Raw genomic sequence first — 25,178 nt, 5'->3', positions numbered from 1 at the left:
CGCGAGCAGCTATCACCCAGTAATGGGAATCCCCCTCCTGTGACGCGAAGCGCTAAGGTGGGGGAGGATGTCAAGGACTCTTCATCTTCGGTGGAGAGGAACACCTTCTTCTGCTCGTTCCAGAGCCAGGGCGCATGGGCCTTGTCGTCGTAGTAACGCACATACTGGCCTTGCATCACGTGGGCCGGGTTGTTGGGATCCAGACCCCAGGCCTGGCCGTAGCTCGGCAAGGTGGTGATGCCGAGGCTGGCCGCGTGCTCCAGGTTCTTGGCATGCCACATGGGCACGGCGCCGCCGCCAATCTCCTTGCCGTTCTTGTCAAGGTCATGCCAGATGTTGTCGATGCCCACCGCCCCGTTGCCGCACGGAATGGTGCTGCCACCGGTGCCCGGCTGGCAATCGCTCTGGCTCGGCAGCGCCGCCTTGCCACCCAGACCGTGGGTGCCACCGGTGACCCCCTGCCAGCCACGGGTGTAATAGGGCACCCCTATGTTGATCTTGCCCGCCGCCAGGGCACCACGGAAGTAGTGGGCCGCCCAGGCGGAGTTGAGATAGCCGATGCCGCCAAACTGGGCCTGGGTGTAGACACCCCACTGGGACAACTCGGGATCCGCCTTGTTGTCGAACAGGGCGGCGTTGTGACCGACGAAGTGGTTCCAGGCACCGTGGAAGTCATAGGTCATCAGGTTGACGTAGTCGAGGTACTGGGTGACCTGGAAGTTTTCCATGCCGCGCAGCAGGTAGGCCGAGGCCGGCGAGGCGATGGTCAGCATGTACTTGCGACCGTCCTCGGTGCCGGCGCTGTCGAGCTTGTTGCGCAGGGTCTTCATCAGCACTTCATAGTTCGCAAAGAGCTTGCCGCGACACTGGTTGGAGAGCGGGAAATCGTTGGGGTTGCCCGCATCCTTCATGGAGGTGGGGTACTCGTAGTCGATATCCACCCCATCAAAGCCGTACTGGCGGATGAAGCCCACGGCCGAGTCGGCAAAGGCGTTGATGCCGGCGGTGTTGACCGAGCAGTCGCCCTTGGTGGTGGCGGCGTAGAAGCCGCGGGTATCGGCCCAGCCCCCGACGGAGATGAGGGTCTTCACGTCCGGGTACTGCTTCTTGTACTTGGACAGCAGGTTGAAGTGACCCTGATAGGCGAACTCCGGATCCATCTCGGCGCCCGGCACTCCGTTCCAGGTCAGCTTGGTGGCGGCGTCATCCACCTTGATGGTGTGACTCTGCTCGTCCACCGCCGCGAAGGCGTAGTTGATGTGGGTGATCTTGTCCCAGGGAATGTCGCTCACCAGGTAGGCGGGCAGGCCGTTCTTGCCGGTGCGCCAGGAGGTGAAATACCCGATGACGCGGCGGCCGTGGTCATCCCCCATGCACTCGCTGCCGTCGGCGCGGTAGATCTGGCGCACGTCGCAGGAGAGGTTGCCGCCGGTGGGGGGCAGGGCCGCCTCTTCCACCTGCACGTCCACCTGGGCCGACTCGCCAGAGAGGTTGCTCTTGTCGGTCGCCACCAGCTTGAGGCCGGTCAGCCCCTTGTTCTGGGGCGTCCAGCTCAGCTGCCAGGGGGCGCTGGTGTCCTCGCCCACCTTCTGGCCATTCACGAAGAGCTCGACCTTGGCGACGTCGTCATTGGCGTCGGTGACATTGCCGCTCACGGTGAGGGCGCGGCCCAGGGTCACCCTGGCACCGGCGGCCGGGCTTGCGATGCTCACCCTGGGCGCCTCCGGGGCCACCACGGCGGCGACCTTGAAGCTCGAATCCGCCTCGCTCAGCACCTTGCCGTCTTTATCCAGCGCCCGGGCCTTGAGGGCGTGATTGCCCGCACCGGCGGCAGACCAGCTGGCACTCCAGGGAGAAGCCGTGGCGGTGGCGACCAGGGTGCCGTCGATGAGGTATTCCACCCGGGCGAGCGCCGTGACCGGGCCGCTCAGCGTCACCGCCAGGGCCACACTGGCCCCCTCGCTGACGCTGGCACCCACGGCGGGGGAGCCGATGGCGACGACCAGGGCCGGCGGCGGCACCTCGCCACCATACAGCTTCCAGGCATCGGCCCAGACCACCCCCACCCCGGGGGCGTAGTGATAGGGGGACGCGCCGCACCAACCTGAGTAAGGGAATTCCTTGCATTCATAGAGGGCGCCTGCGTTGCTGACGATGTCGCCAGACTTGTAGGCGGTGCCGGCCTGATAGGCGGGGTAAGCGGCCTGCGCCCAGGCAGGGACGGCCGCAAGGGCGACCAGCATGGCAAGCCTGCTGGGCCTCAAGATCTGTTGCATATTGTTATCTTCCTTGTTTTGTCTTGGCTTCAATACCGGGAAAAGCGCAATCGCAACAGGGAACAAGGGAGCGACAACAGGCCATGGACGGGCCACAAACCCTCAAGTCACCCTGGGTAACCCCGCTGTCTGGCCCGGATGGGACAGATCGGAGGCTTTGCGTCCCGGCATCACTGCCGGTTTGCCCTTTGCCTGGGTTCCGTGAGGAACGGCTCGAGTATAGGAAGCAAGTGACCACTGCTCAATCTTTATTCTCGAAGGAAAATATGTGAATGCTGGCGGCCTCACACTTTTCGCTCCCACCTGATGACAAATAGATCATCAATATCAAACTGTTAGCCACGTCAAAAAATGGCAGATGGGCTCCTTTGTCTCCTCATAATGTGCGTTGGTTCACTGGTCAGAGCTGCCAGAAATGTGACAATGCGCGCCCTTGGCCACGATGCCAAGGCTATGGAAACACTGGCAAAAATAAAAAAAGGAATACCCATGAAAGGAACACCTACCCTGCTGTCGCTGGCCGTGGGGCTCGCGCTCGCGTCCCCCTCTCTCTACGCCGCCGGCTTCAGTTGCCCGGCCGACAGTGCCCTCACCCCCATCCCCGCCATCCAGGGCAGTGGCGACAAGAGCCCCCTCGTCCCGGACGATCAGTTCGAAAGCGCCCAGAGCGTCTCGGTCAAGGCGGTGGTCTCGGGTCTGGGGGAAAGCCTCAACAAGGGCTTCTACCTGCTGGATGTGCAGGGGGACGGCAACCCCGAGACGTCGGACGGCATTTTCGTCTACCTCAATGACAAGAACTTCGCCAGCAAGTACCCGGACATCCAGCCGGGCGCCCTGGTCTGTCTGGAGGCCAAGGTCGAGGAGTATTACGGCCACACCCAGCTCAAGCCCCTGTTTGACGGCAGCACGCCGCGCCTGACAACCCTGGCCCAGGGCGACGCCCCGGCCGCCACGGCGCTGCGGGTACTGGAGGGGGAAACCCTGGCCCGGGCCCTGGAGCGTCACGAAGGGATGCGGGTGCGCCTCGACGCCGACAGCGCCCTCAAGATCAGCCGCAACTTCAGCTACGACTATGCCGCCCGGCGCAACAACCTGGTGCTCGCTCACGGCGCCCCGCTGATGAAGCCGACCCAGCTCCATGTGGCGAGCAGCCCCGAGGCCGTGGCGCTGGCCGAGGCCAACGCCAGCAACCGCGTCTTCCTCGAGTCGGACTTCAAGGCGGGGGACGGCAAGCTCCCCTGGCTGCCCGCCTGGGAGCCGGAGCAGGGTTACCTGCGCATCGGCGATGCCCCGGTCAATCTGGAGGCCATGGTCGGCTACAGCTACAACGAGTACCGGCTGATCGTGCCCCGGGATCAGACCATCACCGCGGGGGATCTGCTGCGCACCGGCGACAACGACCGCCAAAGCGCCCCGGCCCGCCTGGATGGCACTGACCTGCGCATCGGCAGCTTCAACGTGCTCAACTACTTCACCAGCCACTCCAGCGTGGGGGGCGCCCTCAACGTGCTCTGCGCGGATCAGGCGGATGCGGACAGCGCCAAGGGCTGCAACCGCGGCGCCAAGAGCCTGGAGGAGTTCCAGTTGCAGCGCGCCAAGATCGTCAACGCCATCACCGAGATGGACGCCGACCTGCTCGGCCTGATGGAGATGGAGAACAACGGCTTTGACGAGCACGCCGCCCTCCACGATCTGGTGGAGAGCCTCAACGCCAGGCAGAAGGAGGCGAGCAAGCACTACGCCTTCGTCACCCTGCCCAAGGCCCTGCTCACGGAGGATCGCTTCTTTGGCGGCGACGCCATCATGGTGGCCATGATCTACCGCCCCGCCCTGCTCACCCCGAGCGGGGATGCCGACGTCATCCCCCTGCCCCAGCAGCGCTACACCACGGGCGGCGTCACCAAGAGCGCCGGTCAGCGGGACTCCCTGGTCCAGCGCTTCACCGTGGCGGGCAGCGACGCCCCCCTGACCCTGGTGGTCAACCACCTCAAGTCCAAGGGGTCGGGCTGCTATGAGAACGGGGATGGCAAGACGGAGCCTGCGGATCTGCAGGGCAAGTGCACCGAGTTTCGGGTGAGCGCCGCCAAGGTGCTGGGGGAGGCGGTGAGCAAGATGCCGGGCCAGGTGCTGCTGGTGGGGGACTTCAACTCCTACGCCAAGGAGGATCCCATCCGGGTGCTGACCGACTATGCACCGGTCGCGGGGGAGCGCCAGATCCGCTCCGCCTCCCACACCTACATCGGCGACAAGCCCTATGAGCAGATGGGCCAGACGGTGGCCAAGGGTTACGGCCTGGTGGATCTGAACGTCAAGTTCAACCAGGAGAAGGCCATCTCCTACAGCTACGAGGCCGAGCTCGGCACCCTGGACTACGCCCTCGCCAACCCGGCGCTGGCTGACAAGGTGGTGGCGGTGGCCGACTGGCACATCAACTCCTTCGAGAGCAACCTGTTCGAATATGGCAGCGCCTACACCGGCGACCTCATCAAGTCGGACAACCCCTTCAGCGCCTCGGACCACGACCCCGTCATCGTTGACCTCAAGCTCAAGGAAGCGAGCAAGGGGGGTGGCGGCGCCATGGGCGCCCTGCTGCTGGCCCTGTTGCCGCTCGCCTGGCGGCGCCGTCGCTAAGACGCGGCATCCTCGATGCCAGGTGCAAAGCCCGCGATGATCGCGGGCTTTTTTTGTGCCAGGGCCATTTGAAAAACAAATGAAAAGGGTCACATCATGGGATTAATAAATACCCTGTTGCCCCCGCCTCGCCCCTTTCCCGGGGGCTGGTACCCTGTCGACGGGGAAACCCGGTGCTGACGTATCCCGCAGGCTGCCGAACGAGCCAACCGCCACGCGGCAGAGGATGGCACCACGCAGCCCGCGCCGTGGCCATGGCGGCATCGGCGCCAATCCCCGTCAGCAGCGGCCAGGGCCGCTGATGCCCTCGCGGACAGGGTGAAGCGCCATTTGCCAGACAAATGCAAAGGGCGAGATCATGGGAAATCCAAATGACAGGCAAACAAAAAGGCCACCGCGATGCGGTGGCCTTGGTGCTTTCTTGCGAAAGATGGTGGAGCTACGCGGGATCGAACCGCGGACCTCTTGCATGCCATGCAAGCGCTCTCCCAGCTGAGCTATAACCCCGATGTGTGTGAGTGACACTGAATCACTCTGAATTTGGTGGAGCTACGCGGGATCGAACCGCGGACCTCTTGCATGCCATGCAAGCGCTCTCCCAGCTGAGCTATAACCCCAACTCACCTCGGCGCTACCAAAGTTATCTCTGGCAACGGAGGCGCATGATAGGCATCACCCGCTTTGCTGTCAACCCAAAATTCTCGCCCGCTGGAGCGTTTAGTCAAAATTCAGACAGTTAGCTGTTTTTACCGCCAACCTCGTCGCTATGTCGCTGTTTTACGTCGCAAATCCGCTTGAGGCCAAAATACGAAGGGCCCCCGTCAGGGAGCCCTTTTCATGCCATGGCCGATGTTTATTCAGCGGCCATGCGCGCTTCGATGTACGCCAGGGCGCGATCGATACGGGCGAGGACCCGCTCCTTGCCCACCAGCGCCATCACGGCGTCGGCGATGCCAGGGGACTGGCCCGTACCGGCGCTCTGAATTACTCGGCGGCCATGCGCGCTTCGATGTACGCCAAAGCGCGATCGATACGGGCGAGGACCCGCTCCTTGCCCACCAGCGCCATCACTGCGTCGATGGCAGGGGAAAGATTACCCCAGACCGGTGACGGCAATGTGCGGCGGCAAGCTTACTCGGCGGCCATGCGCGCTTCGATATACGCCAGGGCGCGGTCGATACGGGCGAGGACCCGCTCCTTGCCCACCAGCGCCATCACGGCGTCGATGGCAGGAGACTGGCCCAGACCGGTGACGGCCACACGCAGCGGCATGCCGACCTTGCCCATGCCCTGACCCAGCTCGGCGGCGGTCGCTTCAATCAGCTCGTGCAGCGCCTCGGTGGTCCAGGTCTCCAGGGCCGCCAGCTTGGCCTTGGCCAGCGCCAGCGGCTCGGCAGCCACACCGCGCAGGTGCTTCTTGGCTGCCGCTTCGTCGATGGCCTCGTACTCTTCGAACAGGTAGCGGCTCTGGGCAGCCACCTCCACCAGGGTGTTGCAGCGCTCGGCCAGCAGGGTGACCACGTCGGCCAGCGCCGGGCCCTTGCTGGTGTCGATCTGCTGGTGTTCCATGTGCCAGGCCAGGTGCTTGGCCACATAGGCCGGATCCAGGCTGCGCATGTAGTGGTTGTTGAGCCACAAGAGCTTGTCGGTGTTGAAGGCGGAGGCGGACTTGGAGATGGCATCCAGGCTGAACAGCTTGATCATCTCGTCGAGGGTGAAGATCTCCTGATCCCCGTGGGACCAGCCCAGACGCACCAGATAGTTCAGCAGCGCTTCCGGCAGGTAACCGTCGTCGCGGTACTGCATGACGGAGACGGCGCCGTGGCGCTTGGAGAGCTTGGCGCCGTCGTCACCCAGGATCATGGAGACGTGGGCAAACTCCGGTACCGGCGCGTTCAGCGCCTTGTAGATGTTGATCTGGCGCGGGGTGTTGTTGATGTGGTCTTCCCCACGCACCACGTGGGTGATCTCCATGTCCCAGTCATCGACCACCACGCAGAAGTTGTAGGTCGGCGCGCCATCGGTACGGCGAATGATCAGATCGTCCAGCTCGGTGTTGGCGAACTCGATGCGGCCACGGACGTGGTCATCGAACACCACGGAGCCTTCGGTCGGGTTGCGGAAGCGGATCACGTGGGGCGCATCGGCCGGGTGATCGTGGTCGCCATCCCGGCACTTGCCGTCATAGCGGGGCTTCTCGCCGTTGGCCATCTGGCCTTCGCGCAGCGCTTCCAGCCGCTCCTTGGAGCAGTAGCACTTGTAGGCGCGGCCGTCAGCCAGCATCTCGTCGATGAGGCCGTTGTAGCGATCGAAGCGCTTGGTCTGGTAGTAGGGGCCCTCATCCCAGTTCAGCTCCAGCCATTCCATGCCCTCAATGATGGCGTCGATGGCCTCCTGAGTGGAACGTTCCAGATCGGTATCCTCGATACGCAGCACAAACTCACCGCCCTGGTTCTTTGCAAACAACCAGGAATAGAGTGCGGTACGGGCACCGCCGACATGCAAAAAGCCGGTCGGGCTGGGAGCAAAACGGGTTTTGACTTTCATCTTTAAGCCTTGTGTAGAGGGCCTTGGGCCAATTCGTTAAAAAAACCGTCGCATTTTAGCACCGACAATGACGGATGGGAAAACCATGGCGAGGCAGAGGGGAAAATAGGGTCTATTCCCGCAAAAACCGCTGTTTTAGAGTGATGTCTCAGAATTTTCCCTTTTTTCCCGCTTAGCTAGGCGAGGTCGCTGGAGAGATCTCCCGCACAGCCGATACTTCAGTCACCCCGTCAACGAACCCTCAACGATACAAGGAACGCGCGATGCAGTTTCGTTCTATCCAGAATCGTATCCTGGTACTGGCCGGTGTCGCCATGACCACGGCCCTGGTCATCCTGATCCTGCTCAACCAGTATTCAGGCCGGCAGACCCAGCAGCTCACCATCGACTCCAGCCGCGCCGCCCTGCAACAGGAGGCGTGGCAGAAGGTGAGCGCCAACGCCCGTGCCGAGGCCGCTACCATCACCCAGCTGCTGCAAAAGGGGCTCACCTACACCCAGCAGATGGCCAGCGTCTTCGCTCGCCAGCAGGAGGGCAAGCTGCCGCTGGATCGCCAGCAAGCCACCGACCTGCTCAAGGCCCAGCTTGCTTTGGAGCCCCAGCTCTATGGCGCCTTCGCGGGCTTCGAGCCCAACGGCTTCGACGGCCAGGACGAAAGCTTCGCCGGCCAGAGCGCGCTCGGCAGTGACGACAAGGGGCGCTTCGTTCCCTACTTCTACCGCGACAAGGAGCAGATCGGCAGCGATCTGCTGCTCTCCATCGAAAAGAGCGATCCGGACGAGTTCGGCAACCCGGCCAACGACTACTATGCCTGCCCGAAACGGGAGGGGCGCCCCTGCCTCATCGATCCCTTCAAGGTGGACATCAACGGCCAGCAGGTGCTGGTGAGCACCATCACCACCCCCATCCTGGTGGATGGCCGGTTCAAGGGCATCGCCGCGCTGGATCTGGCGGTGGACTCCATCAGCCGCCAGGCCCAGTCTCTCAACAGCAACATCTATGACGGCAAGGGGGAGACCCTGATCGTCAGCGCCGCCGGCGTCATCACCGGTACCAGCGGCGACGCCAGCCTGCTCGGCAGCCGCGCCGACAAGGTGCTCGGCAACGGCTGGCAGCAGTACCTCAAACCGGACGTGCAGCGCCAGGAGCTCACCGACGCGTTTCGCATCTCGGTGCCCATCGCGGTGCCCGGCATGGCCCGCAACTGGGCCATCATCGTCACCCTGCCCTACAAGGTGGTGCTGGCGGGAGCGGACGAGCTGGCACGCCAGCTCACCGACATGAACCGCGCCGCCATGACCCAGCAGCTCATCGGTGCCCTGCTGGTGCTGGTGCTGGCCCTTGGCACCATGCTGGTCATTGCCCGCAGCATCACGGGCCCCATCCGCCAGATGGTGAGCCTGGTGGATGACATCGCCGACGGCGAGGGGGATCTCACCAAGCGCCTGGAGAGCCGCTCCCGGGACGAGCTGGGGGCCCTGGCCCGGGGCATCAATCGCTTCATCGACAAGCTGCAGGCCTTGCTCGGGGATGTGCAGAAGACCGCGAGCGAGGTCCATCGCCACGCCGGGGATACCGATCGCATCGCCGGACAGACCGACAACAACCTGCAGCATCACCAGGCGGAGATGGAGCAGATGCTGACCGCGGTACAGGAGATGTCCTACGTCAGCCAGGAGGTGGCCACCCACGCCAACAACACCGCCGACTCCGCCAAGCAGGCCCAGAGCGCGGCGGACGAGGGCAAGGTACGCTTCCAGCGGGTGATCCACTCCATGCACAAGGTGGCCGCCGAGGCAGGCAAGGGAGCCGAAGTGGTGGAAGGGCTGGCTCACGACAGCGAGCAGATCACCAGCATCCTCACCGTCATCCAGGGGATCGCCGATCAGACCAACCTGCTGGCGCTCAACGCCGCCATCGAGGCGGCTCGGGCCGGGGAGCAGGGGCGCGGTTTTGCGGTGGTGGCCGACGAGGTGCGCAAGCTGGCGGGCAACACCCAGCAGGCGGTGCAGAATACCCAGGAGCTGATCGACAAGATCCGCCACAGCTCTACCAACGCGGTCAACGCCATCCAGCAGAGCCAGCAGCTGACCCATCAGGCGGTGGGGGAAGCGGATCAGGCGGAGGCGGCCCTCGGCAGCATCTTCCAGGCCATCGCCACCATCAACGACATGACCTACCAAATCGCCTCCGCCGCCGAGGAGCAGAGCTCGGTTTCCGAGACTGTCTCCGGCAATCTGTCAAAAACCAGCGCACTGGCCAACGACATCGCCAGGGACGCCACCAGCACGGCCAACGCCAGTCAGGCCTTGCGTCAGGCGGCGGAACGTTTGCAGCAATTGTTGGGTCAGTTTCGTCTCAGCTGATAATTTTCATGCTCCGGACTCTCCCCCTCGGGGGCGAGTCCGTTTACCATAGGCGGCATATTTGCCTGATGGCAGGCAATGTAGTGAGAGGTAAATGCCGTGCCCACCCCGGACCGTCGCCCACGTGGCCATAACAGACGAGCCCAGCAGCGTCGCCAAGACGAATCACAAGGAACCCTGCTCCAACGTATCAACGCGGCTACCCTGCCCCTGCGCCAGCGTCTCGGCCAGGGTATGAGTGGCCTGGGTCAGCGCAACAAGGAGCCGAAGGCGGCCTCGTTCAAGCTGGCAAGCCCCCTGCCCCGCAAACACACCATAGGGTTGCTGGTGCTGATCCCGCTCTGGCTGCTGGTGCTGGCCTGGGAGCCCGCCCCCGCCGCCCCGACCACGGCGCCGTCAGGCTCTCTGGCGGTCCCCCTGGCCGTGCCGGCCCAGGCCCTGACCGTCGGCAACGCCGGTGAGCCCCAGGCCGCCAAGCCCGTCGAGGAGAAAGTGGATGGCACCTGGTTGCAGCACGACGTGCAGGCCGGTGAAACCCTCTACTCCATCTTCCGCAAGTTCGAGTTGCCGGGGGCCGAGCTCAGCCGGCTCATCGCCATCGAAGGGCCGGACAGGCCGCTGACCCGGCTGCAGTCGGGCAAGTCGGTGTTCATCCTGGTGGACACCAGCCGCCGCATCCAGCGGGTCGAGGTCCGCTCTCTCGGTCAGGTCAGCTACCGCTACGACCGCCAGGGGGAAGGGTTCGCCCTCAAGGAATAAGGGGGCTCGACCACTTCCCCTTATGCAGACGGGAGGCCATGGCCTCCCGTTTTTTTTGATGTGAAGCATGAAACAAGCTGCTGACTTCACAATACTTTTAGCTCGCTCAAAAAATGAAAAGTGCCAAATTGACAAGGGATCGGGCTCCAGTACAATCGGTCAGGCTTTAGACAGGGATTGTGCTACATGCTACTGGGACAAAGAGACGTGGTCAGTCATGCTTCAACCCCTGACTTCCAGGCAAATGCTGCCCAACCAGGCTTAGTTTCATTTTGTTATAGATAGGACTTACCACATGTCTGACATTCGCACCGGCCAAGTAAAATGGTTCAACGAAACCAAGGGTTTTGGCTTCATCGAGCAATCCCAGGGACCGGACGTTTTCGTTCACTTCTCCTCCATCCAGAGCGCAGGTTTCAAGACCCTGGCTGAAGGTCAAAAAGTCCAGTTCACTGTGACCCAGGGCAAAAAAGGCCCTCAGGCCGAGAACGTCACCGTTATCTGAGCCAGCGCCAGTGAACCCGTAGGAGGAGCCATCGCCCCTCCTATTTTTTTGCCCGCGATTTCCCCTCCCCGATCGGCAGAGCTCTTGCCGGGCTTGCCATCCCCACCTGTAAGCCGTCTATGGCCGCCACCAGCCGCTATAAATCAAAATGATGAGTTTTGGTTAAATGCCCCGGTTTTAACTTATAGCGAGCCACTGTCTGTCATTCAGGCCCTGCCAAGCCTGTTAGCCGACCGCAAAGGGTTGTGCCCGATCTCCGGGAGGCTATTAGCAAGCAATACATCTTGGTCTTATGACTTGGGATGTGCGGGGAAGAGAGAAAACAGGCAAACGCCGGATACGACAAGTCATCGCGGCGCGATGTGATGGGCAATTCAATTCAAAGGGATTATGAGGACGTCGAAGAGAGATTGGAGCGGGAAACGAGACTCGAACTCGCGACCCCGACCTTGGCAAGCGCGGATCATGCTCTACCAACAGGACGCGGCAGTGATGGTACTGAGAAACTGGATTCGTGTACTTGGGGGAGAGATTGAGTTCGAAGGGTTCGAAGAGAGATTGGAGCGGGAAACGAGACTCGAACTCGCGACCCCGACCTTGGCAAGGTCGTGCTCTACCAACTGAGCTATTCCCGCAAAACCTGAAAACAGACCGTACAGCATTTGGTTGCTTGCGCTACTGTACGGGAGCCGAATTATAAGAGCAGACATTCCAATTGCAAGGGCTTTTTTGTCTGGTTGCAGCCGTTCGCTCAAAAGCTGGCCGAACTGCTGATTTTAGCAACCGAACGACGGCAAACCCTTGCCAGCCACTCAGATTTTGAAGACGTGGGCGCGGTAGAACTGCAGTTCGGCGATGGATTCGCGGATGTCGTCCAGCGCCTGGTGAGAGCCGCTCTTCTTGAACTGATCCAGCAGTTCAGGCTGCCAGCGACGGACCAGCTCCTTGATGGTGCTGACGTCCACGTTGCGGTAATGGAAGAAGGCTTCCAGATCGCTCATGTGCTTGACCATGAAGCGGCGATCCTGGCCGATGCTGTTGCCGCACAGGGGGCTGGTGCGCTCCGGCACCCACTGGCGAATGAAGGCGAGGGTCTCGGCAACGGCCTTGGCCTCGTCGTATTCACTCGCCTTGACCCGGGCCACCAGGCCGCTCCTGGTGTGGGTGTTGACGTTCCAGCCATCCATCTTGCCCAGCTCTTCCTCGCTCTGGTGGATGGCGATGACCGGCCCTTCGGCCAGCACGTTCAGGTCCTTGTCGGTGACGATGGTGGCGATCTCCAGTACCACGTTCTCTTCGGGGTCCAGACCCGTCATCTCCATGTCGATCCATACCAGGTTCTGCGCGCTGACTGTCATGATTGCTCTCTCTATTGGGAGGAATGGCGGAATTTTGCCAATTTGCATGTATCATACTGGCTTTGAATCTGTTCATAAACTGGCAAACCCCGTGGCAAAGAAAGCAAAACTCAATCTGGGTCAACAAAGGCGCGTCCAGGCCAACCGCGAGCGGCGGCTGCAAAAAGAGCACACCACTGTGGTCGATGACACCCTGTTCGGCCCCGCCATCGAAGGGGTGGTGATCAGCCGTTTCGGCCAGCACGCGGATGTCGAGGCGAGCGATGGTGCCATCCACCGCAGCAACCTGCGGCGCAGCAGCATCAGCAGCCTGGTGTGTGGCGACAAGGTGGTGTGGCGCCCCGGCCTCAATGCCGCGACTGCCGGCGTCATCGAGGCGGTGCACCCGCGCCACTCGGTGCTGACCCGGCCGGACTTCTACGACGGGGTCAAACCCATCGCCGCCAACATCGACCAGATCATCATCGTCTCGGCGGTGATGCCCGAGTTCTCCACCAACATCGTCGACCGCTACCTGGTGGCGGCAGAAGATGTGGAGATAGCGCCCCTCATCGTGCTGAACAAGGTCGACATGCTCGATGACGCGGCCCGCGCCCGTATCGAGCACCAGCTCGAGACCTACCGCAAGCTCGGTTACGAGGTGCTGCTGGTGAGCTGCGAGAGCGGTGAGGGCATCGACGCCCTCAAGGCGGCGCTCACCGACAAGATCAGCATCTTCGTGGGCCAGTCCGGGGTGGGCAAGTCGTCCCTCACCAACGCCCTGATGCCGGGGCTGGACGTGCTCACCGGCGAGATCTCCGAGAACTCGGGGCTCGGCCAGCACACCACCACCACGGCGCGGCTCTACCACTTCCCGAGCGGCGGCGATCTCATCGACTCCCCCGGGATCCGCGAGTTCGCCCTCTGGCACCTGGAAGCCGACCGCATCACCTGGTGCTTCGTCGAGTTTCGCGACTACCTGGGTGGCTGCAAGTTTCGCGACTGTACCCACAAGGATGATCCCGGCTGCGCCCTGCGCGCCGCGGTCGAAGCGGGCGCCATCAGCGCCGATCGCTTCCACAACTACCACCGCATCCTGGAAACTATGCAGGAAGCCCGCCACGGTCGCCAACAGGCGCGGCTGTGACCCGTTCAACTCATTCCCAGATGAAGATCATGAGCATCACTGACAACCTGAAAATTGCCGGTCAATACTGCCTGCCCAAACACGCCCTCTCCCGCCTGGTGGGCAAACTTGCCGCCGCCGAAGCGGGCAACCTCACCACCAAAGTGATCGAGGCCTTTATCAAGCAGTACCAGGTCGACATGAGCGAGGCGCTGCACGAGAGCCCGGCCCACTACAAGAGCTTCAACGCCTTCTTCACTCGCGAGCTCAAGCCCGGCATCCGCCCCGTGGTGGAAGACGCCATGACCCTGGCCCTGCCGGTGGATGGCACCGTCAGCCAGCTCGGGCCCATCAGCCAAGGTCGCATCATCCAGGCCAAGGGCCACGACTACAGCGCCCGCGAGCTGCTGGGGGGCTATGAGGATCTGGTGGCGCCGTTCAAGGATGGCGACTTTGCCACCATCTATCTGGCACCCAAGGATTACCACCGCATCCACATGCCGCTGGATGGCGTGCTGGAGAGCATGGTGTTCGTACCCGGCGATCTCTTCTCCGTCAACCCCCTCACCGCCGAGAACGTGCCCAACCTGTTTGCCCGCAACGAGCGGGTGGTGGCCACCTTCCGTACCCCCCACGGCCCCATGGCCCTGGTGCTGGTCGGTGCCACTATCGTCGCGAGCATCGAAACCATCTGGGCCGGCAACATAGCGCCGACCAAAGAGAAGAAGGTGGTGCGCTGGGACTACACCGGCGATGAAGCCATCACCCTGCAAAAGGGGGCCGAGATGGGCCTGTTCAAGCTGGGCAGTACCGTGGTCTGCCTGTTTGGCCCGGGCATGCTGGCCGGTTTCGAGCCGCACCTGGCCAACGGGGTCACCACCCGCATGGGTCAGCCCTTTGCCACCCTGGCGGCGCAAGCATGAGCGATCAACCCGCTTCCCAGAAGAACAACCCGCTGCACGGGCTGACCCTGGAAGCCATCGTCACGGCCCTGGTCGCGCACTATGGCTGGGAAGCGCTGGGGCAGCAGATCAATATCCGCTGCTTCACCGATAATCCCAGCATCAAGTCCAGCCTGAAGTTCTTGCGCAAGACCCCCTGGGCCAGAGAGAAGGTCGAAAGCCTCTATCTGTACGTCCAGCGCAAGCAGGCCAAAGAGAAGGAGTGACGCCATGGCGTTCAAGATTACCTACACCTACAAGAAGCAGGCCAGGGAGATTGGCTACGCCAACGACAAGTTCAACAGCATCTATGAGGCCGTTGCCGCCGCCGAGGGGATCGATCTGACTCGCTTCCACGCCATGGAAGAGCAGCTGGCCCAGGTGTGCCGCCGCGACAAGAAGAGCATGAAGGATTACCGGGAGAACTACTTCAAGGAACTGGGCTTCTCCAACATCGTCATCGAACGGGACGCCAAGGAGTAACCATGCGCACCCTGACCCTGATGGCGGCCACCCTGCTGCTGGCCGCCTGCAACACGACACCGAGGGAGCCCCTGGTCGGCGCGGATCGCGACGAACATGGCTGCATCGGCAGCGCGGGCTATCAATGGTCGGCGCTGGCAGGCCAGTGCGTGCGGCTGTTCGAGCAGGGCATTCGCCTCAATCCGACCGATGCCGATCAGACCGTCAGCGCCTTCGTGCTGTTCAATGCCGATCAGAGTCAGGCCGAGCTGACCCTGCCAGAGGGCGAGCCGATCCGGCTGATCCGCCAGGGCGAAGAGGGCAACTGGTCCTGGCAGGGCGGCGGCTATCAGCTCTTCCCCTGGAAGGGCTATGTGCTCAAATCCGGTGAACAGGCGCTGTTCCACGGTGACAGCGGCTTGCAGCCCTGAGCGCGACAGCACCTATCCAAGTCCCGGCTCCTGCCGGGGCTTTTTATTGGGCGCCTCATAAAAAAGCCACACCCGGAAGGGTGTGGCAAACAACAGGCTGGATTACTCAATCAACGCTAAACAGCGCCTCAAGACGCTGGCTACGTCGAGGCTGCCGGGACACCTCAGCGATCTATGGCGTCCAACACCCGGGCGGAATAGACCATGGCGGCCCCGGTGTTCATGGCGATGGCGACCCCCAGGGCATCGGCGATCTCCGCCCGGCTGGCGCCCTGCTTGAGGGCGGATTCGGCGTGCACCGCGATGCAGCCATCGCAGCGGGTGGTGACCGCCACCGCCAGGGAGATCAGCTCGCGGGTCTTGCCATCCAGGACACCCTCCTTGCTGCCGGCGGATGAGAGCAGCTGAAAACCCTTGAGGGTATCCGGGCTCAGGGTGCCCAGCTCCATCACGCGGCCGGTCAGTTCTTTACGGTATTGTGCCCAATCTTGCATCTTGATTCTCCTCTGGGGTGAACGGGCACCTGCCCGTTCGATGGAGCCAGTATTGCATCAAGGTGTGATTCAATTAATACTTAAAAGATGCAAATAAACACCATATCGAATCATGAGTGACATAGATCAGTTGATCGGCCAGGCCGGGATCCGCGGCTCCTTCGATGTACGCTGCCTCTATCGCGGCGGCTTCCCCCTCTCCCACCCGCAGAGCCCGAGCGGGGTCATGCCCTTTCATCTGCTGATGAAGGGGGAGATCCGGGTCAGTACTCAACAGGGTCAGGAGGTGACCCTGCAACCGGGTGAACTGCTGCTGCTGCCGGGGGGGGAGCCCCACACCATCTGGCGGGGCGGCGAATCCCTGGCGGACATCGAAGATGACGCAGGCCTGCTGCCCGTTCGTGGCGACGGGGGGGATGAAGTGGAGTTTCTGTGCGGCGAGTTTCATTACCAGGGCCCCCTGCGCCCCCTGCTGCTGGACGCCCTGCCAAGCCCGCTGTGCATCCCCCTGCTGGCCAGCGAGTCCCGCGAGGCGCTGTCCCTGGTGCTGGCCCTGATCCGCCAGGAGCTGACCCGCGAGCAGCAAGGATCGAGCGCCGTGCTGACGGCTTTGAGCCAGGTGTTGCTGGCCATGGGGCTGCGCGCCCATGCCAGCGATCCCGGCGGAGCGCTTGGCCTCATCGGCGCCCTGCAGGATGCGCGGCTGGGTCGCTCCCTGCAAGCCATGCTGGCCAATCCCGCCCATCCCTGGAGCGTGGACGAACTGGCGACCCTGGCCGCCATGTCGCGCGCCACCTATTTTCGCCATTTCCGCCAGCGCCTGGGGTGCAGCGTTTGGGAGTTCATGGTGCGGGTACGCATGGTGCGGGCGGCGGAACTGCTGCGCCAGCCGGATCACCTGCCCATCGGCGAGGTGGCCCAGCGGGTGGGTTATCAGTCCGAGGCGGCTTTTGCCAAGGCCTTCAAGCAATCCACCGGGCTCGCCCCTGGCAAGTTTCGCCAGCAGGGGCTGGCCTTTGGGGAGTGACGGGCAAAAAAAGACCCCGCTGCACGCAGCGGGGTCTGTGATCTTCAGGCTGTCCGGTAAGCGGGATCAGTTGCTGAGGGTTGCGAACAGGCTCTGTTCCAGGCTGCCGCGGGAGACGCACACCGGGGTGATGGAGGGAGCCAGCACTCGCTCGCCGGAGGACTCGACGAAGTAGAGCTGGGTATTGCCCTTGACGTTCACGGTGGCGACGCTGTTGTTGCCGCTCTGGGTGATGATCAGGTTGATCTGCAGGTTGGGGTTGCCCAGCGCCACCTTGGACCCCATGGTGCCGCAATCCAGCCACTCCAGACCGTCGGCCGAGTTCTCGACGTTGGCGGTCATCAGGCCGGAGCCACGCTGGCTGTTTTCGATGTTAAGGCCATGATCGCCAAACCACTTCTCGGCGCGGGCCCACACCAGATCCACCGGGATCTGCATCTCCTGGGTGTTGTTGGTCGCCTTGGCTACCGGCGGGGTATAGCGGTACTGCTCGCCGCCATTGTTGTCGCTGGCACAACCGGCCATCAACAGGGCCAGTGCTACTCCCACTATCTTTTTCATGCTGCTTCTCTCATCCATATAATCCGGCCCTCGGCCAACCGGCGGCTATTATGGCGATCGCGACACAGGCTGTCAGCAGGGATCCGCACAAATGGCGTACTCTTAACCCAGGCTTTACAAAACCCACCTGTTATCATAGATTTGCTCGAAGTCTCCCCCGTGAGTGCTCTCGTGACTTCTTCGCTCTCCCTGGCGCTGCTGCAGCAGATCATCGACCAGTTACCCATGAATATCTTCTGCCGGGACAAGCACGGACGGTACCTGTTTGCCAACAAGGCATTCGCCAGGGAAGCCGGCCTGCAAGATCCGAGCGAACTCATTGGCAAGAGCGATGCCGAGATGCCCTGGGGGGATGTATTCCGGGAGGAAGATGACCGCCTGCTGGCCGACGGCAAACCCCTGCTGCACCAGCAGCTCCATTGCCACAGCGGCGAAGGCGCCAGCTGGATGGAGATCAACAAGGTTCCCCTGTATGACGAGCACGGCGACCCCATCGCCCTGTTTGCCATGGTCAGCGCCATCGATCAGCGCAAGGAGCTGGAGCAAACCTTCCGCCAGCAGCAGTTGCTGCAACGCCGCCTGCTGGATGCCATTCCCGACCTCATCCGTCTCGAGGATCACCAGGGCGTGCTCATCGACTGCAACCAGGCCTTTCTCGACTTCATGGGGCTGGTGGCAAGCGAGGCTCTGGGTCGGCGCGTCCCGCCCCGGCTGCCCGTCGAACAAACCCTGGGTCAGGGGGAGTATTGCGTGGTGGATGCCCAAGGCAGAGGCCGCCATCTGGAGGTCACCCGGGTCGAGGTGCCGGATGACGAGGGCAACTCCCTCGGCATCCTGACCCTGAGCCGCGACATCACCGGGCTTCGCACCACCCAGGCCCAGTTGCAGCAGGAGCAGCACTACGACAGCCTGACCGGCCTGCTCAAGCTCTCCCACTTCCTCCAGACCAGCCGTCATCTGGGGGCCCGCAAGGCCAGCCTGCTGCTGGTGGATCTGCAACATTTTCGCGAGATCAACGATCGCTTCGGCATACGGGTCGCCGACCGCCTGCTGAGCCAGGTGGCCCGCCGCCTGCAACGACTGGCGCCGCCCCAGTCCCTGCTCTGCCGGGTCGCGGCGGATGACTTCGCCCTGCTGCTGCCCGAGCTCCCCCTCTCTCTGGATACGTGGAGCCGCAACCTGCAGCACGAGCTGATGACGCCCTACCAGGTCGAGGAGCACAGGATCCAGATCCCGGTGTTCCTCGGCATCGCCCATGGCAAGGCCAAGGATGCCGAGCGTCTGCTGAGCCACGCCGAGGCCGCCCTGGCCCAGGGCAAGCGCCAGCAGCAGCACTGTACCCTGTTCGACCCCGCACTCGATGCCAAACTCAAGCGTCGCCAGCTCATCGCGGCCCAGTTGCCGCTCGCCATCAAGTCCGGCCAGCTGACCGCCGTCTACCAGCCCATTATCAGCACCCGCACCAGCCAGCTGCACGGGGCCGAGCTGCTCTGCCGCTGGCCCCATCCCGAGCTAGGCATGATCTCCCCTGACGAGTTCATCCCGCTGGCGGAAGAGCTGGGACTCATCGGCCTGCTCGGCTGCCACATGCTGGAGCAGGGCTGCGCCCAGCTTGCCCGCTGGCAGGTGGCGGCCCCGGATCTGGTGCTCTCCATCAACCTCTCGCCCCTGCAGTTCCGCGATCCCGAGCTCTGCCCGCAGATCTTCGACTGCATCGCGCGCCACGGGCTCGCCCCCTGGCAACTGGAGCTGGAGATCACCGAAGGGGTGCTGATGGAGAATGCCGACGAGATAGAGAGCAACCTGGCCAGCCTCATCGAGGCGGGCTTCCAGCTCGCCATCGACGACTTCGGCACCGGCTACTGCTCCCTCGCCTATCTTCCCAGGCTGCAGGTGGCGACCCTCAAGCTCGACAAAAGCTTCACCCAGGGGCTGGCCACCAACCAGGCCACCACCGCCATCGTGCGTTCCGTCATCGGGTTGGGCCATGAGCTTGGCATCAAGATCACCGCCGAAGGGGTGGAGACACCGGAGCAGCAGGCCTGGCTGGTGCAGGTCGGTTGCGATCGGCTGCAAGGCTATCTGTTCAGCCGCCCCCTCCCACCGGCCGAGTTTGCCCGCAGCTACCATCTGCCGGAGCAGTAAGCCAGCAACAACAAGGCCACCCAAGGGTGGCCTTGTTGTTTCTGGCGCGCAGTAGTGGCTGGCACACATCAGGCAGCTTACTCCTGGAAGTAGGTACCCCAGCCGTCGTAGTCCACGCCGTATTTCTCGAGGATGGGCAGCATGGTGGCGATGTCCGCCACTATGGTCTCGATGTCCAGCTTGCACTCGACGGTGGCGTCGAAGCAGAAGATGGTGGCGCCGTCATCCAGCTCCATCTCTTCGGCATCGGTCACTTCGAAACCGGCCTTGAACAGGTCGACCGCCGCCTTCTCCAGCAGATCGAAATCCTGGCAGGCAAAGTGGTGCTCAATCTCGTACTCCAGATCCGGGTTGCTGCCATCGGCCAGCAACTCGTTGACGATGGCGGTGGTCTCTTCGCGCCACTCTTGCATATCAAGACTCATATTAACCCCAGATGCGACTGTGTTGTGATCAAATGCCAGCGCGGACGGTGCCATCTCGGCCATCTGCCGCCCCGCAGGCCCGGTTGCGGCAAAGCATACTCGCACAGCCCATCCGGCTCAATGCGGCAGACCAAGATAAGCCGTCGTCGGCAGCCACCCCAAATGGGGTGCCATCACAAAAGGTTAATAAAGGGTAATCTGCCGCCAAAACAGGATTGCTCCATATGGAGCTTTGCACGGATGTGTCAAAACCACGCGACAGCGCCAGCAAGCCGTTTGAAATCAGCAGGATCCACCAGCAGCGCGACGGTGACAAGGCCATCCACGGAGTGTATCAAGGAACGCGGGCAATCCATCGCCCGTACGGAAAGAGGAGCCAGTGAGGCTCCCTTTTTATCATGTGAAGGAGCACATAGATAATGCCTAAAAAAACAATAATGAGCCTGCTTGTCGGCTCAACCCTTATGATTGGAAACCACGCCATGGCCGCCCCGGTCCACGGTCCGTTCGATCCCCCCCTGGCCGATGAGGTGAAGGTGCTGGAGATGCTCAAGAAGAGCGGCCGCATCCCGACCCTGGCCTCCCCCGAGCAGGAGCAGGCGGCCCTCGCCAGCTACTATCGCGAGAAGTCGCGGACCTATCAGGGCAACAGCGGTACCCTGGCGGTGAAAGAGGGCAAGGTGCGGGAGACCATCCTCAAGAAGATCCGCCTCAACGGCACCGCCCGTCCCGGCGATCGGGTGCCTACCCTGCTGCTCAAGTCCATCGAGCGGGAGCACTACCAGGGCAAGATGCGCAAGGACAAGATCCTCGCCATCCTGGTGGACTTCCCCGACTACCCGAAGAACAGCATCCGCCCCGAGCTCACCAAGATGTACTACCCGGATTACACCCCGGAGCACTACAACGACCTGCTGTTCTCGTCCAAGGGCTATGCCGGCCCGAACGGCGAGCAGTTCATCTCCATGCGCCAGTTCTACGAGCAGCAGTCCGGCAAGAGCTACAGCGTGCGCGGCCAGGTGGCGGGCTGGTATACCGCCAGCAAGAACGCCGCCTACTACGGCGCCAATGCCACTCCGAACACCATCCGGGAGCTGGTGAAGGAGGCGCTGATCCAGGTGGCGGGCGACCCCTCCATCGATCTGTCCGAGTTTGACCAGGAGGATCGCTACGATCTCAACGGCAACGGCAACCGGGACGAGCCGGACGGCCTCATCGACCACCTGATGATCTTCCACTCCAGCGTCGGCGAGGAGGCCGGTGGCGGCGATCTCGGCGAAGACGCCATCTGGGCGCACCGCTGGAACCTGGGTGCCCCCTACCCCATCCCGGGCACCAGCAGCCCGAGCCAGAACTTCGGTGGCAAGTTTGCCGCCTACGACTACACCATCCAGCCCATCGATGCGGCGGCCGGGGTCTGTGCCCACGAATATGGCCACGATCTGGGGCTGCCGGACGAGTACGACACCAAGTACACCGGCAAGGGCGAACCGGTGGCGACATGGTCCATCATGTCCTCAGGCTCCTGGGCCGGGGTCATCGGCGGCACCGAGCCGACCGGGTTCTCCGCCTGGGCCAAGGAGTTCCTGCAGGCCTCCCTCGGCGGCAACTGGCTGCACGGCAGCAATGTGCAGCTCGCCGATCTCAGCCCGCGCGGCAACGTCTACATGCTGGATCAGGCCAACGACAAGGGACGCAACGACGACGTGGTGCGCATCAACCTGCCGGCCAAGCAGATCCCGCTCAACCCGCCCTACGCCGGCCAGTACGAGTATCACGGCGGCAAGGGCAACAACCTCGACAACCGCATGAGCCTCAAGCTGGATCTGAGCGGCAAACAGAGCGCCAGCCTCAACTTCAAGGCCTGGTATCAGATTGAAGAGGGGTACGACTACGCCAGGGTGCTGGTCAACGGCCAGCCCATCGCGGGCAACCTGACCACCAGTGACGATCCCAACGGAGTCGGCTTCGGGGTCGGCATCACCGGCAACTCCAACGGCTGGACCGATGCCGAGTTCGACCTCACCCCCTGGGCCGGTCAGCAGGTCACTCTGACCCTGCAATACCTGAGCGACGGCGGCGTGGCCGAGAACGGGCTGTTCGTGGACGAGCTGCAGATCCTCGCCGATGGCGACACCCTGCTGAGCGACGGTGCCGAGGGCAACTCCCCCTTCACCCTCGCCGGCTTCGTGAAGAGCGACGGCAACGAGGCCAAGGATCACTACTACCTGGCCGAGTGGCGCAACCATGCAGGAGTGGACAAGGGGCTGGCCCACATCAACGTGGCCGACCAGTTGATGCGCTACGAGCCGGGCATGCTGCTCTGGTACGTGGACAACAGCCAGGTCAACAACTGGGTGGGTGTCCACCCGGGTGAGGGCTTCCTCGGGGTGGTGGATGCGGATCAGCACACCCTCAAGTGGAGCGACGGCGCCGTGGCTGGCACCCGCTACCAGATCCACGACGCCACCTTCAGCCTGGGCTTCCAGCAGCCGCTCAACCTCAAGCACCCGAGCGGCTCCCTGCTGCGCGACTTCTGGATCACCCCGAACCGGGTGTTCAAGGATTCCCGCAGCTACCAGAGCAAGGAGATCCCGGATGCCGGTCGCCTGCTGCCCGAATACGGGCTCAAGATCAGCGTCACCGGTCAGGCCCGTGACATGAGTACCGGGCGGATCATCGTCAGCCGCCACTGAGCACGACAGCCATGACAAGGGGCCCCAGGGCCCCTTTTTTCATCTGCCGACCCGCAATCTAGGATGAAAACAGGCCAAACCGCCCAACAAACACCCTGATTGCTCGCTTGTTGAGCGAACAGTCCGACTATCTGCGCCATGCGGTTGACACATCCGTTCAGAAAGGGTTTAATGCGCGCCGTTGCCCAGATAGCTCAGTCGGTAGAGCAGGGGATTGAAAATCCCCGTGTCGGCGGTTCGATTCCGTCTCTGGGCACCACAATTCCTCCTTAGTTCAGTCGGTAGAACGGCGGACTGTTAATCCGTATGTCACTGGTTCAAGTCCAGTAGGAGGAGCCAAATTCGAAAGGCCCGCTCAGATGAGCGGGCCTTTTTGCATCTGTCATTTACTCACATGCCGGGGCTAGTAGTGGTTTTCGTCCCCATGCCATACGTGTCCGGCCGAGCAGGCCCGGGCGACTTCGTGGCAAGGGTCGTCCGCATGGCGGCGGAAGAAGTGCTGATCCTGTTGCAGCAGGAGCGAACTCATCGAGTGGCTCATGCCAGCCAGTGCCTCGCCGGCGGTCAATCCTGCAACCCGGTGATCTGTGGCCAAATGAGCCAGGACTTTTTCACGACTGTTCATGATCGCCTCCCTCTGTGGATCCGGTCGTAAATTGACCATAGCAGCCGTACTCTGCATACCGCAAACCCGCGTCAGCAAAGGGCTACAGGCAGGTCCCGACCTTCTGCTCCGGCATGAAAAAACCCGCTCATGACAAGCGGGTCTGTTTCACTCAGCTAACCGCCGTTGCAGGCCGCCAGCAACAGAGTGGCACCACAGGTGGCGCTGAACACCAGCAAACCCACCTGCAGCACCCCCTCCGGATCCCTCTGTGTGCGTCTCTTGCGAACACGTATCCATCTCGGCTTCATCGAGCCAACTCCATCCAGTTTCCTGCACCCGGGGTGCTGACCTATCCCTGCCCGTCCCGGCAGGCGGCTCATCTTTGTCCAGTTGCAGCCCGCCGTCAACCGCGGCGAAACCACACCTTGTACGGCACCGACCTCAGACTCCATCTCTGTTAACAATCTGGAAAACTGGCGTGACCCGCTCCTGCGCCAGGGCTATGATGAGGCCGACGATTTTCCTACCCTCAGGGAGACCCCAGATGAGCAGCCCCTTGCACTATGTGCTGGATGGCATCCATTGCGAGCCACACTTTTTTACCGTGCCCCTCGACCACCAGCATCCCGACGAGGAGGCGACCCTCACCCTGTTTGGCCGCACCCTCTGCCGCAAGGACAAGCTGGATGATGACCTGCCCTGGCTGCTCTATCTGCAGGGGGGCCCGGGGTTTGGCGCACCTCGCCCGACCGCCGATGGCGGCTGGATCAAGCGGGCCCTGCAGGAGTTTCGGGTGCTGCTGCTCGATCAGCGCGGCACCGGCCACTCCACCCCCATCAGTGCTGACGCCCTGGCGGGGATGACCCCAAGTGAGCAGGCGGACTACCTCGGCCATTTTCGCGCCGACAGCATAGTGCGCGACGCCGAGTACGTTCGCGAGGTGCTGAGCCCGGGGCGCCCCTGGAGCCTGCTCGGCCAGAGTTTCGGTGGCTTTTGCAGCCTCACCTACCTCTCGTTGTTCCCGCGGAGCCTGCACGAGGTCTACCTCACCGGCGGGGTGGCACCCATCGGGCGCAGTGCGGATGAGGTCTACCGCGCCACCTACCAGCGGGTGGCGGACAAGAACCGCGCCTTCTTCACCCGCTTCCCCCATGCCCAGGCCCTGGCCAACCGGCTGGCCAACCACCTGCACCACCACGACGTGCGCCTGCCCAACGGCCAGCGCCTGACGGTGGAGCAGTTGCAGCAGCAGGGGCTGGATCTGGGGGCCAGCGGCGCCTTCGAGGCACTTTACTACCTGCTGGAAGACGCCTTCATCGGCGAACGCCTCAACCCCGCCTTCCTCTATCAGGTGCAGGCCATGCAGCCGTTCAACACCAACCCGGTGTTCGCCATCCTGCACGAGCTCATCTATTGCGAAGGGAGTGCCAGCAACTGGGCGGCCGAGCGGGTGAGAAGGGAGTTCCCTGCCCTGGCCTGGGCGCCAGGCCAAGATTTCGCCTTTACCGGCGAGATGATCTTCCCCTGGATGTTCGAGCAGTTCCGCGAGCTCATTCCCCTGAAGGAGGCCGCCCACCTGCTTGCCCAGAAAGCGGACTGGGGTCCCCTCTACGACCCGGCGCAGCTGGCCCGCAACACTGTGCCGGTGGCCTGCGCCGTCTATGCCGAGGACATGTACGTGGAGTTTGACTACAGCCGCGACACCCTGAAGGGGCTTGGCAACAGCCGCGCCTGGATCACCAACGAGTACGAACACAACGGCCTGCGGGTCGATGGCGAGCGGATCCTGGATCGGCTCATCCGCATGAACAGGGATCGCTGATCCCGCCGGGCGCACGCCCG

Annotated in this window: 21 protein-coding genes, 5 tRNA genes, 1 pseudogene and 1 riboswitch; of the genes and pseudogenes, 15 read left to right on the top strand and 12 right to left on the bottom strand. The window is 62.8% G+C overall.

Going from position 1 to position 25,178, the window contains the following annotated elements:
* The coding region (locus PG896_RS10325) for a glycosyl hydrolase family 18 protein (protein ID WP_270835682.1) at positions 1–2,243 on the bottom strand (2,243 nt) is incomplete at its 3' end.
* Positions 2,244–2,388: 145 nt separating this feature from the next.
* Positions 2,389–2,472: riboswitch (cyclic di-GMP riboswitch) on the bottom strand.
* A gap of 293 nt (positions 2,473–2,765) precedes the next feature.
* On the opposite strand from PG896_RS10325, the gene PG896_RS10320 reads away from it, so the two are divergent.
* Entirely contained in the window at positions 2,766–4,907 is a 2,142-nt protein-coding gene (locus PG896_RS10320) for an ExeM/NucH family extracellular endonuclease (RefSeq protein ID WP_201872634.1), read from the top strand.
* A 431-nt stretch (positions 4,908–5,338) separates the two neighbouring features.
* Here the strand turns inward: PG896_RS10320 and PG896_RS10315 are convergent.
* The 4 genes and pseudogenes from PG896_RS10315 to gltX all read right to left on the bottom strand — a co-directional run bounded on the left by PG896_RS10315 (position 5,339) and on the right by gltX (position 7,454).
* Positions 5,339–5,414, bottom strand: a tRNA-Ala gene (locus tag PG896_RS10315).
* Between the two features lie 34 nt (positions 5,415–5,448).
* A tRNA-Ala gene (locus PG896_RS10310) sits at positions 5,449–5,524 on the bottom strand.
* A 367-nt stretch (positions 5,525–5,891) separates the two neighbouring features.
* A pseudogene (locus PG896_RS21190) lies at positions 5,892–6,027 on the bottom strand (glutamyl-tRNA synthetase); the annotation flags it as partial.
* An 11-nt stretch (positions 6,028–6,038) separates the two neighbouring features.
* Complete coding sequence (gltX, locus tag PG896_RS10305; protein ID WP_270835681.1) at positions 6,039–7,454, bottom strand: glutamate--tRNA ligase; 1,416 nt, start codon at positions 7,452–7,454, stop codon at positions 6,039–6,041.
* A gap of 263 nt (positions 7,455–7,717) precedes the next feature.
* On the opposite strand from gltX, the gene PG896_RS10300 reads away from it, so the two are divergent.
* The 3 genes from PG896_RS10300 to PG896_RS10290 all read left to right on the top strand — a co-directional run bounded on the left by PG896_RS10300 (position 7,718) and on the right by PG896_RS10290 (position 11,084).
* Entirely contained in the window at positions 7,718–9,820 is a 2,103-nt protein-coding gene (locus tag PG896_RS10300; RefSeq protein WP_270835680.1) for a methyl-accepting chemotaxis protein, read from the top strand.
* 99 nt (positions 9,821–9,919) lie between these two features.
* Entirely contained in the window at positions 9,920–10,579 is a 660-nt protein-coding gene (locus PG896_RS10295; protein ID WP_010675484.1) for a LysM-like peptidoglycan-binding domain-containing protein, read from the top strand.
* Positions 10,580–10,874: 295 nt separating this feature from the next.
* Positions 10,875–11,084, top strand: a complete 210-nt coding sequence (locus PG896_RS10290; RefSeq protein WP_005297820.1) for a cold-shock protein — start codon at positions 10,875–10,877, stop codon at positions 11,082–11,084.
* A 559-nt stretch (positions 11,085–11,643) separates the two neighbouring features.
* On the opposite strand, the gene PG896_RS10285 is transcribed toward PG896_RS10290, so the two are convergent.
* Positions 11,644–11,719: transfer RNA gene (locus tag PG896_RS10285), tRNA-Gly, on the bottom strand.
* A 177-nt stretch (positions 11,720–11,896) separates the two neighbouring features.
* Complete coding sequence (gene orn / locus PG896_RS10280) at positions 11,897–12,442, bottom strand: oligoribonuclease (RefSeq protein ID WP_257710189.1); 546 nt, start codon at positions 12,440–12,442, stop codon at positions 11,897–11,899.
* Between the two features lie 91 nt (positions 12,443–12,533).
* Here orn and rsgA point away from each other — a divergent pair, with 91 nt between their 5' ends.
* Genes rsgA through PG896_RS10255 form a run of 5 tightly spaced genes read left to right on the top strand, consistent with a single transcriptional unit; the run spans position 12,534 to position 15,381 of the window.
* Positions 12,534–13,568 carry a small ribosomal subunit biogenesis GTPase RsgA gene (gene rsgA, locus PG896_RS10275; RefSeq protein WP_039040203.1) on the top strand — a complete coding sequence of 345 codons (1,035 nt, stop codon included), beginning with the start codon at positions 12,534–12,536 and terminating at the stop codon, positions 13,566–13,568.
* Positions 13,569–13,597: 29 nt separating this feature from the next.
* On the top strand, positions 13,598–14,470 hold the full coding sequence (gene asd / locus PG896_RS10270; protein WP_042879887.1) for an archaetidylserine decarboxylase: 873 nt from the start codon (positions 13,598–13,600) through the stop codon (positions 14,468–14,470).
* Positions 14,467–14,715 carry a VF530 family DNA-binding protein gene (locus PG896_RS10265; protein ID WP_041212447.1) on the top strand — a complete coding sequence of 83 codons (249 nt, stop codon included), beginning with the start codon at positions 14,467–14,469 and terminating at the stop codon, positions 14,713–14,715. Before asd ends, PG896_RS10265 begins: the two co-directional genes overlap by 4 nt.
* 4 nt (positions 14,716–14,719) lie before the next feature.
* Positions 14,720–14,971, top strand: coding sequence for a DUF2960 domain-containing protein (locus PG896_RS10260; protein ID WP_102948419.1), 252 nt, complete (start codon positions 14,720–14,722; stop codon positions 14,969–14,971).
* Between the two features lie 2 nt (positions 14,972–14,973).
* Positions 14,974–15,381, top strand: a complete 408-nt coding sequence (locus tag PG896_RS10255; protein ID WP_102948418.1) for a hypothetical protein — start codon at positions 14,974–14,976, stop codon at positions 15,379–15,381.
* Positions 15,382–15,545: 164 nt separating this feature from the next.
* Here the strand turns inward: PG896_RS10255 and PG896_RS10250 are convergent, their stop codons facing one another.
* The gene (locus tag PG896_RS10250; RefSeq protein WP_270835679.1) at positions 15,546–15,875 is read right to left on the bottom strand and encodes a carboxymuconolactone decarboxylase family protein; all 330 of its coding nucleotides are present in this window, start codon (positions 15,873–15,875) and stop codon (positions 15,546–15,548) included.
* Between the two features lie 112 nt (positions 15,876–15,987).
* On the opposite strand from PG896_RS10250, the gene PG896_RS10245 reads away from it, so the two are divergent.
* Entirely contained in the window at positions 15,988–16,902 is a 915-nt protein-coding gene (locus tag PG896_RS10245) for an AraC family transcriptional regulator (protein WP_270835678.1), read from the top strand.
* Positions 16,903–16,968: 66 nt separating this feature from the next.
* On the opposite strand, the gene PG896_RS10240 is transcribed toward PG896_RS10245, so the two are convergent.
* Positions 16,969–17,463 carry a hypothetical protein gene (locus tag PG896_RS10240; protein WP_270835677.1) on the bottom strand — a complete coding sequence of 165 codons (495 nt, stop codon included), beginning with the start codon at positions 17,461–17,463 and terminating at the stop codon, positions 16,969–16,971.
* A gap of 171 nt (positions 17,464–17,634) precedes the next feature.
* Here PG896_RS10240 and PG896_RS10235 point away from each other — a divergent pair, with 171 nt between their 5' ends.
* Positions 17,635–19,608 carry a sensor domain-containing protein gene (locus tag PG896_RS10235; protein ID WP_270835676.1) on the top strand — a complete coding sequence of 658 codons (1,974 nt, stop codon included), beginning with the start codon at positions 17,635–17,637 and terminating at the stop codon, positions 19,606–19,608.
* Positions 19,609–19,685: 77 nt separating this feature from the next.
* Here the strand turns inward: PG896_RS10235 and rraB are convergent, their stop codons facing one another.
* On the bottom strand, positions 19,686–20,033 hold the full coding sequence (gene rraB, locus PG896_RS10230) for a ribonuclease E inhibitor RraB (RefSeq protein ID WP_080628938.1): 348 nt from the start codon (positions 20,031–20,033) through the stop codon (positions 19,686–19,688).
* A 482-nt stretch (positions 20,034–20,515) separates the two neighbouring features.
* Between rraB and PG896_RS10225 the strand changes: the two genes are divergently transcribed.
* The 3 genes from PG896_RS10225 (at position 20,516) to PG896_RS10215 (ending at position 23,068) form a co-directional block, all read left to right on the top strand.
* Entirely contained in the window at positions 20,516–22,729 is a 2,214-nt protein-coding gene (locus PG896_RS10225) for an immune inhibitor A domain-containing protein (RefSeq protein ID WP_270835675.1), read from the top strand.
* 183 nt (positions 22,730–22,912) lie between these two features.
* Positions 22,913–22,988: transfer RNA gene (locus tag PG896_RS10220), tRNA-Phe, on the top strand.
* Between the two features lie 4 nt (positions 22,989–22,992).
* Positions 22,993–23,068 (top strand) — tRNA-Asn (locus PG896_RS10215).
* A gap of 64 nt (positions 23,069–23,132) precedes the next feature.
* Here PG896_RS10215 and PG896_RS10210 read toward each other — a convergent pair.
* Positions 23,133–23,354: a hypothetical protein gene (locus tag PG896_RS10210; RefSeq protein WP_010675494.1), complete on the bottom strand. Its 222-nt coding sequence runs from the start codon at positions 23,352–23,354 to the stop codon at positions 23,133–23,135.
* A gap of 155 nt (positions 23,355–23,509) precedes the next feature.
* Positions 23,510–23,644, bottom strand: a complete 135-nt coding sequence (locus tag PG896_RS10205) for a hypothetical protein (protein WP_080560565.1) — start codon at positions 23,642–23,644, stop codon at positions 23,510–23,512.
* A gap of 236 nt (positions 23,645–23,880) precedes the next feature.
* Here PG896_RS10205 and PG896_RS10200 point away from each other — a divergent pair, with 236 nt between their 5' ends.
* Complete coding sequence (locus PG896_RS10200) at positions 23,881–25,158, top strand: alpha/beta hydrolase (protein ID WP_124812697.1); 1,278 nt, start codon at positions 23,881–23,883, stop codon at positions 25,156–25,158.
* Positions 25,159–25,178 lie beyond the last annotated feature (20 nt).

It is taken from the genome of Aeromonas sp. QDB30 (genome assembly GCF_027707645.1).
Classification (GTDB): Bacteria; Pseudomonadota; Gammaproteobacteria; order Enterobacterales; family Aeromonadaceae; genus Aeromonas; species Aeromonas caviae.
This window is presented reverse-complemented; position numbering and strand designations above follow the sequence as displayed.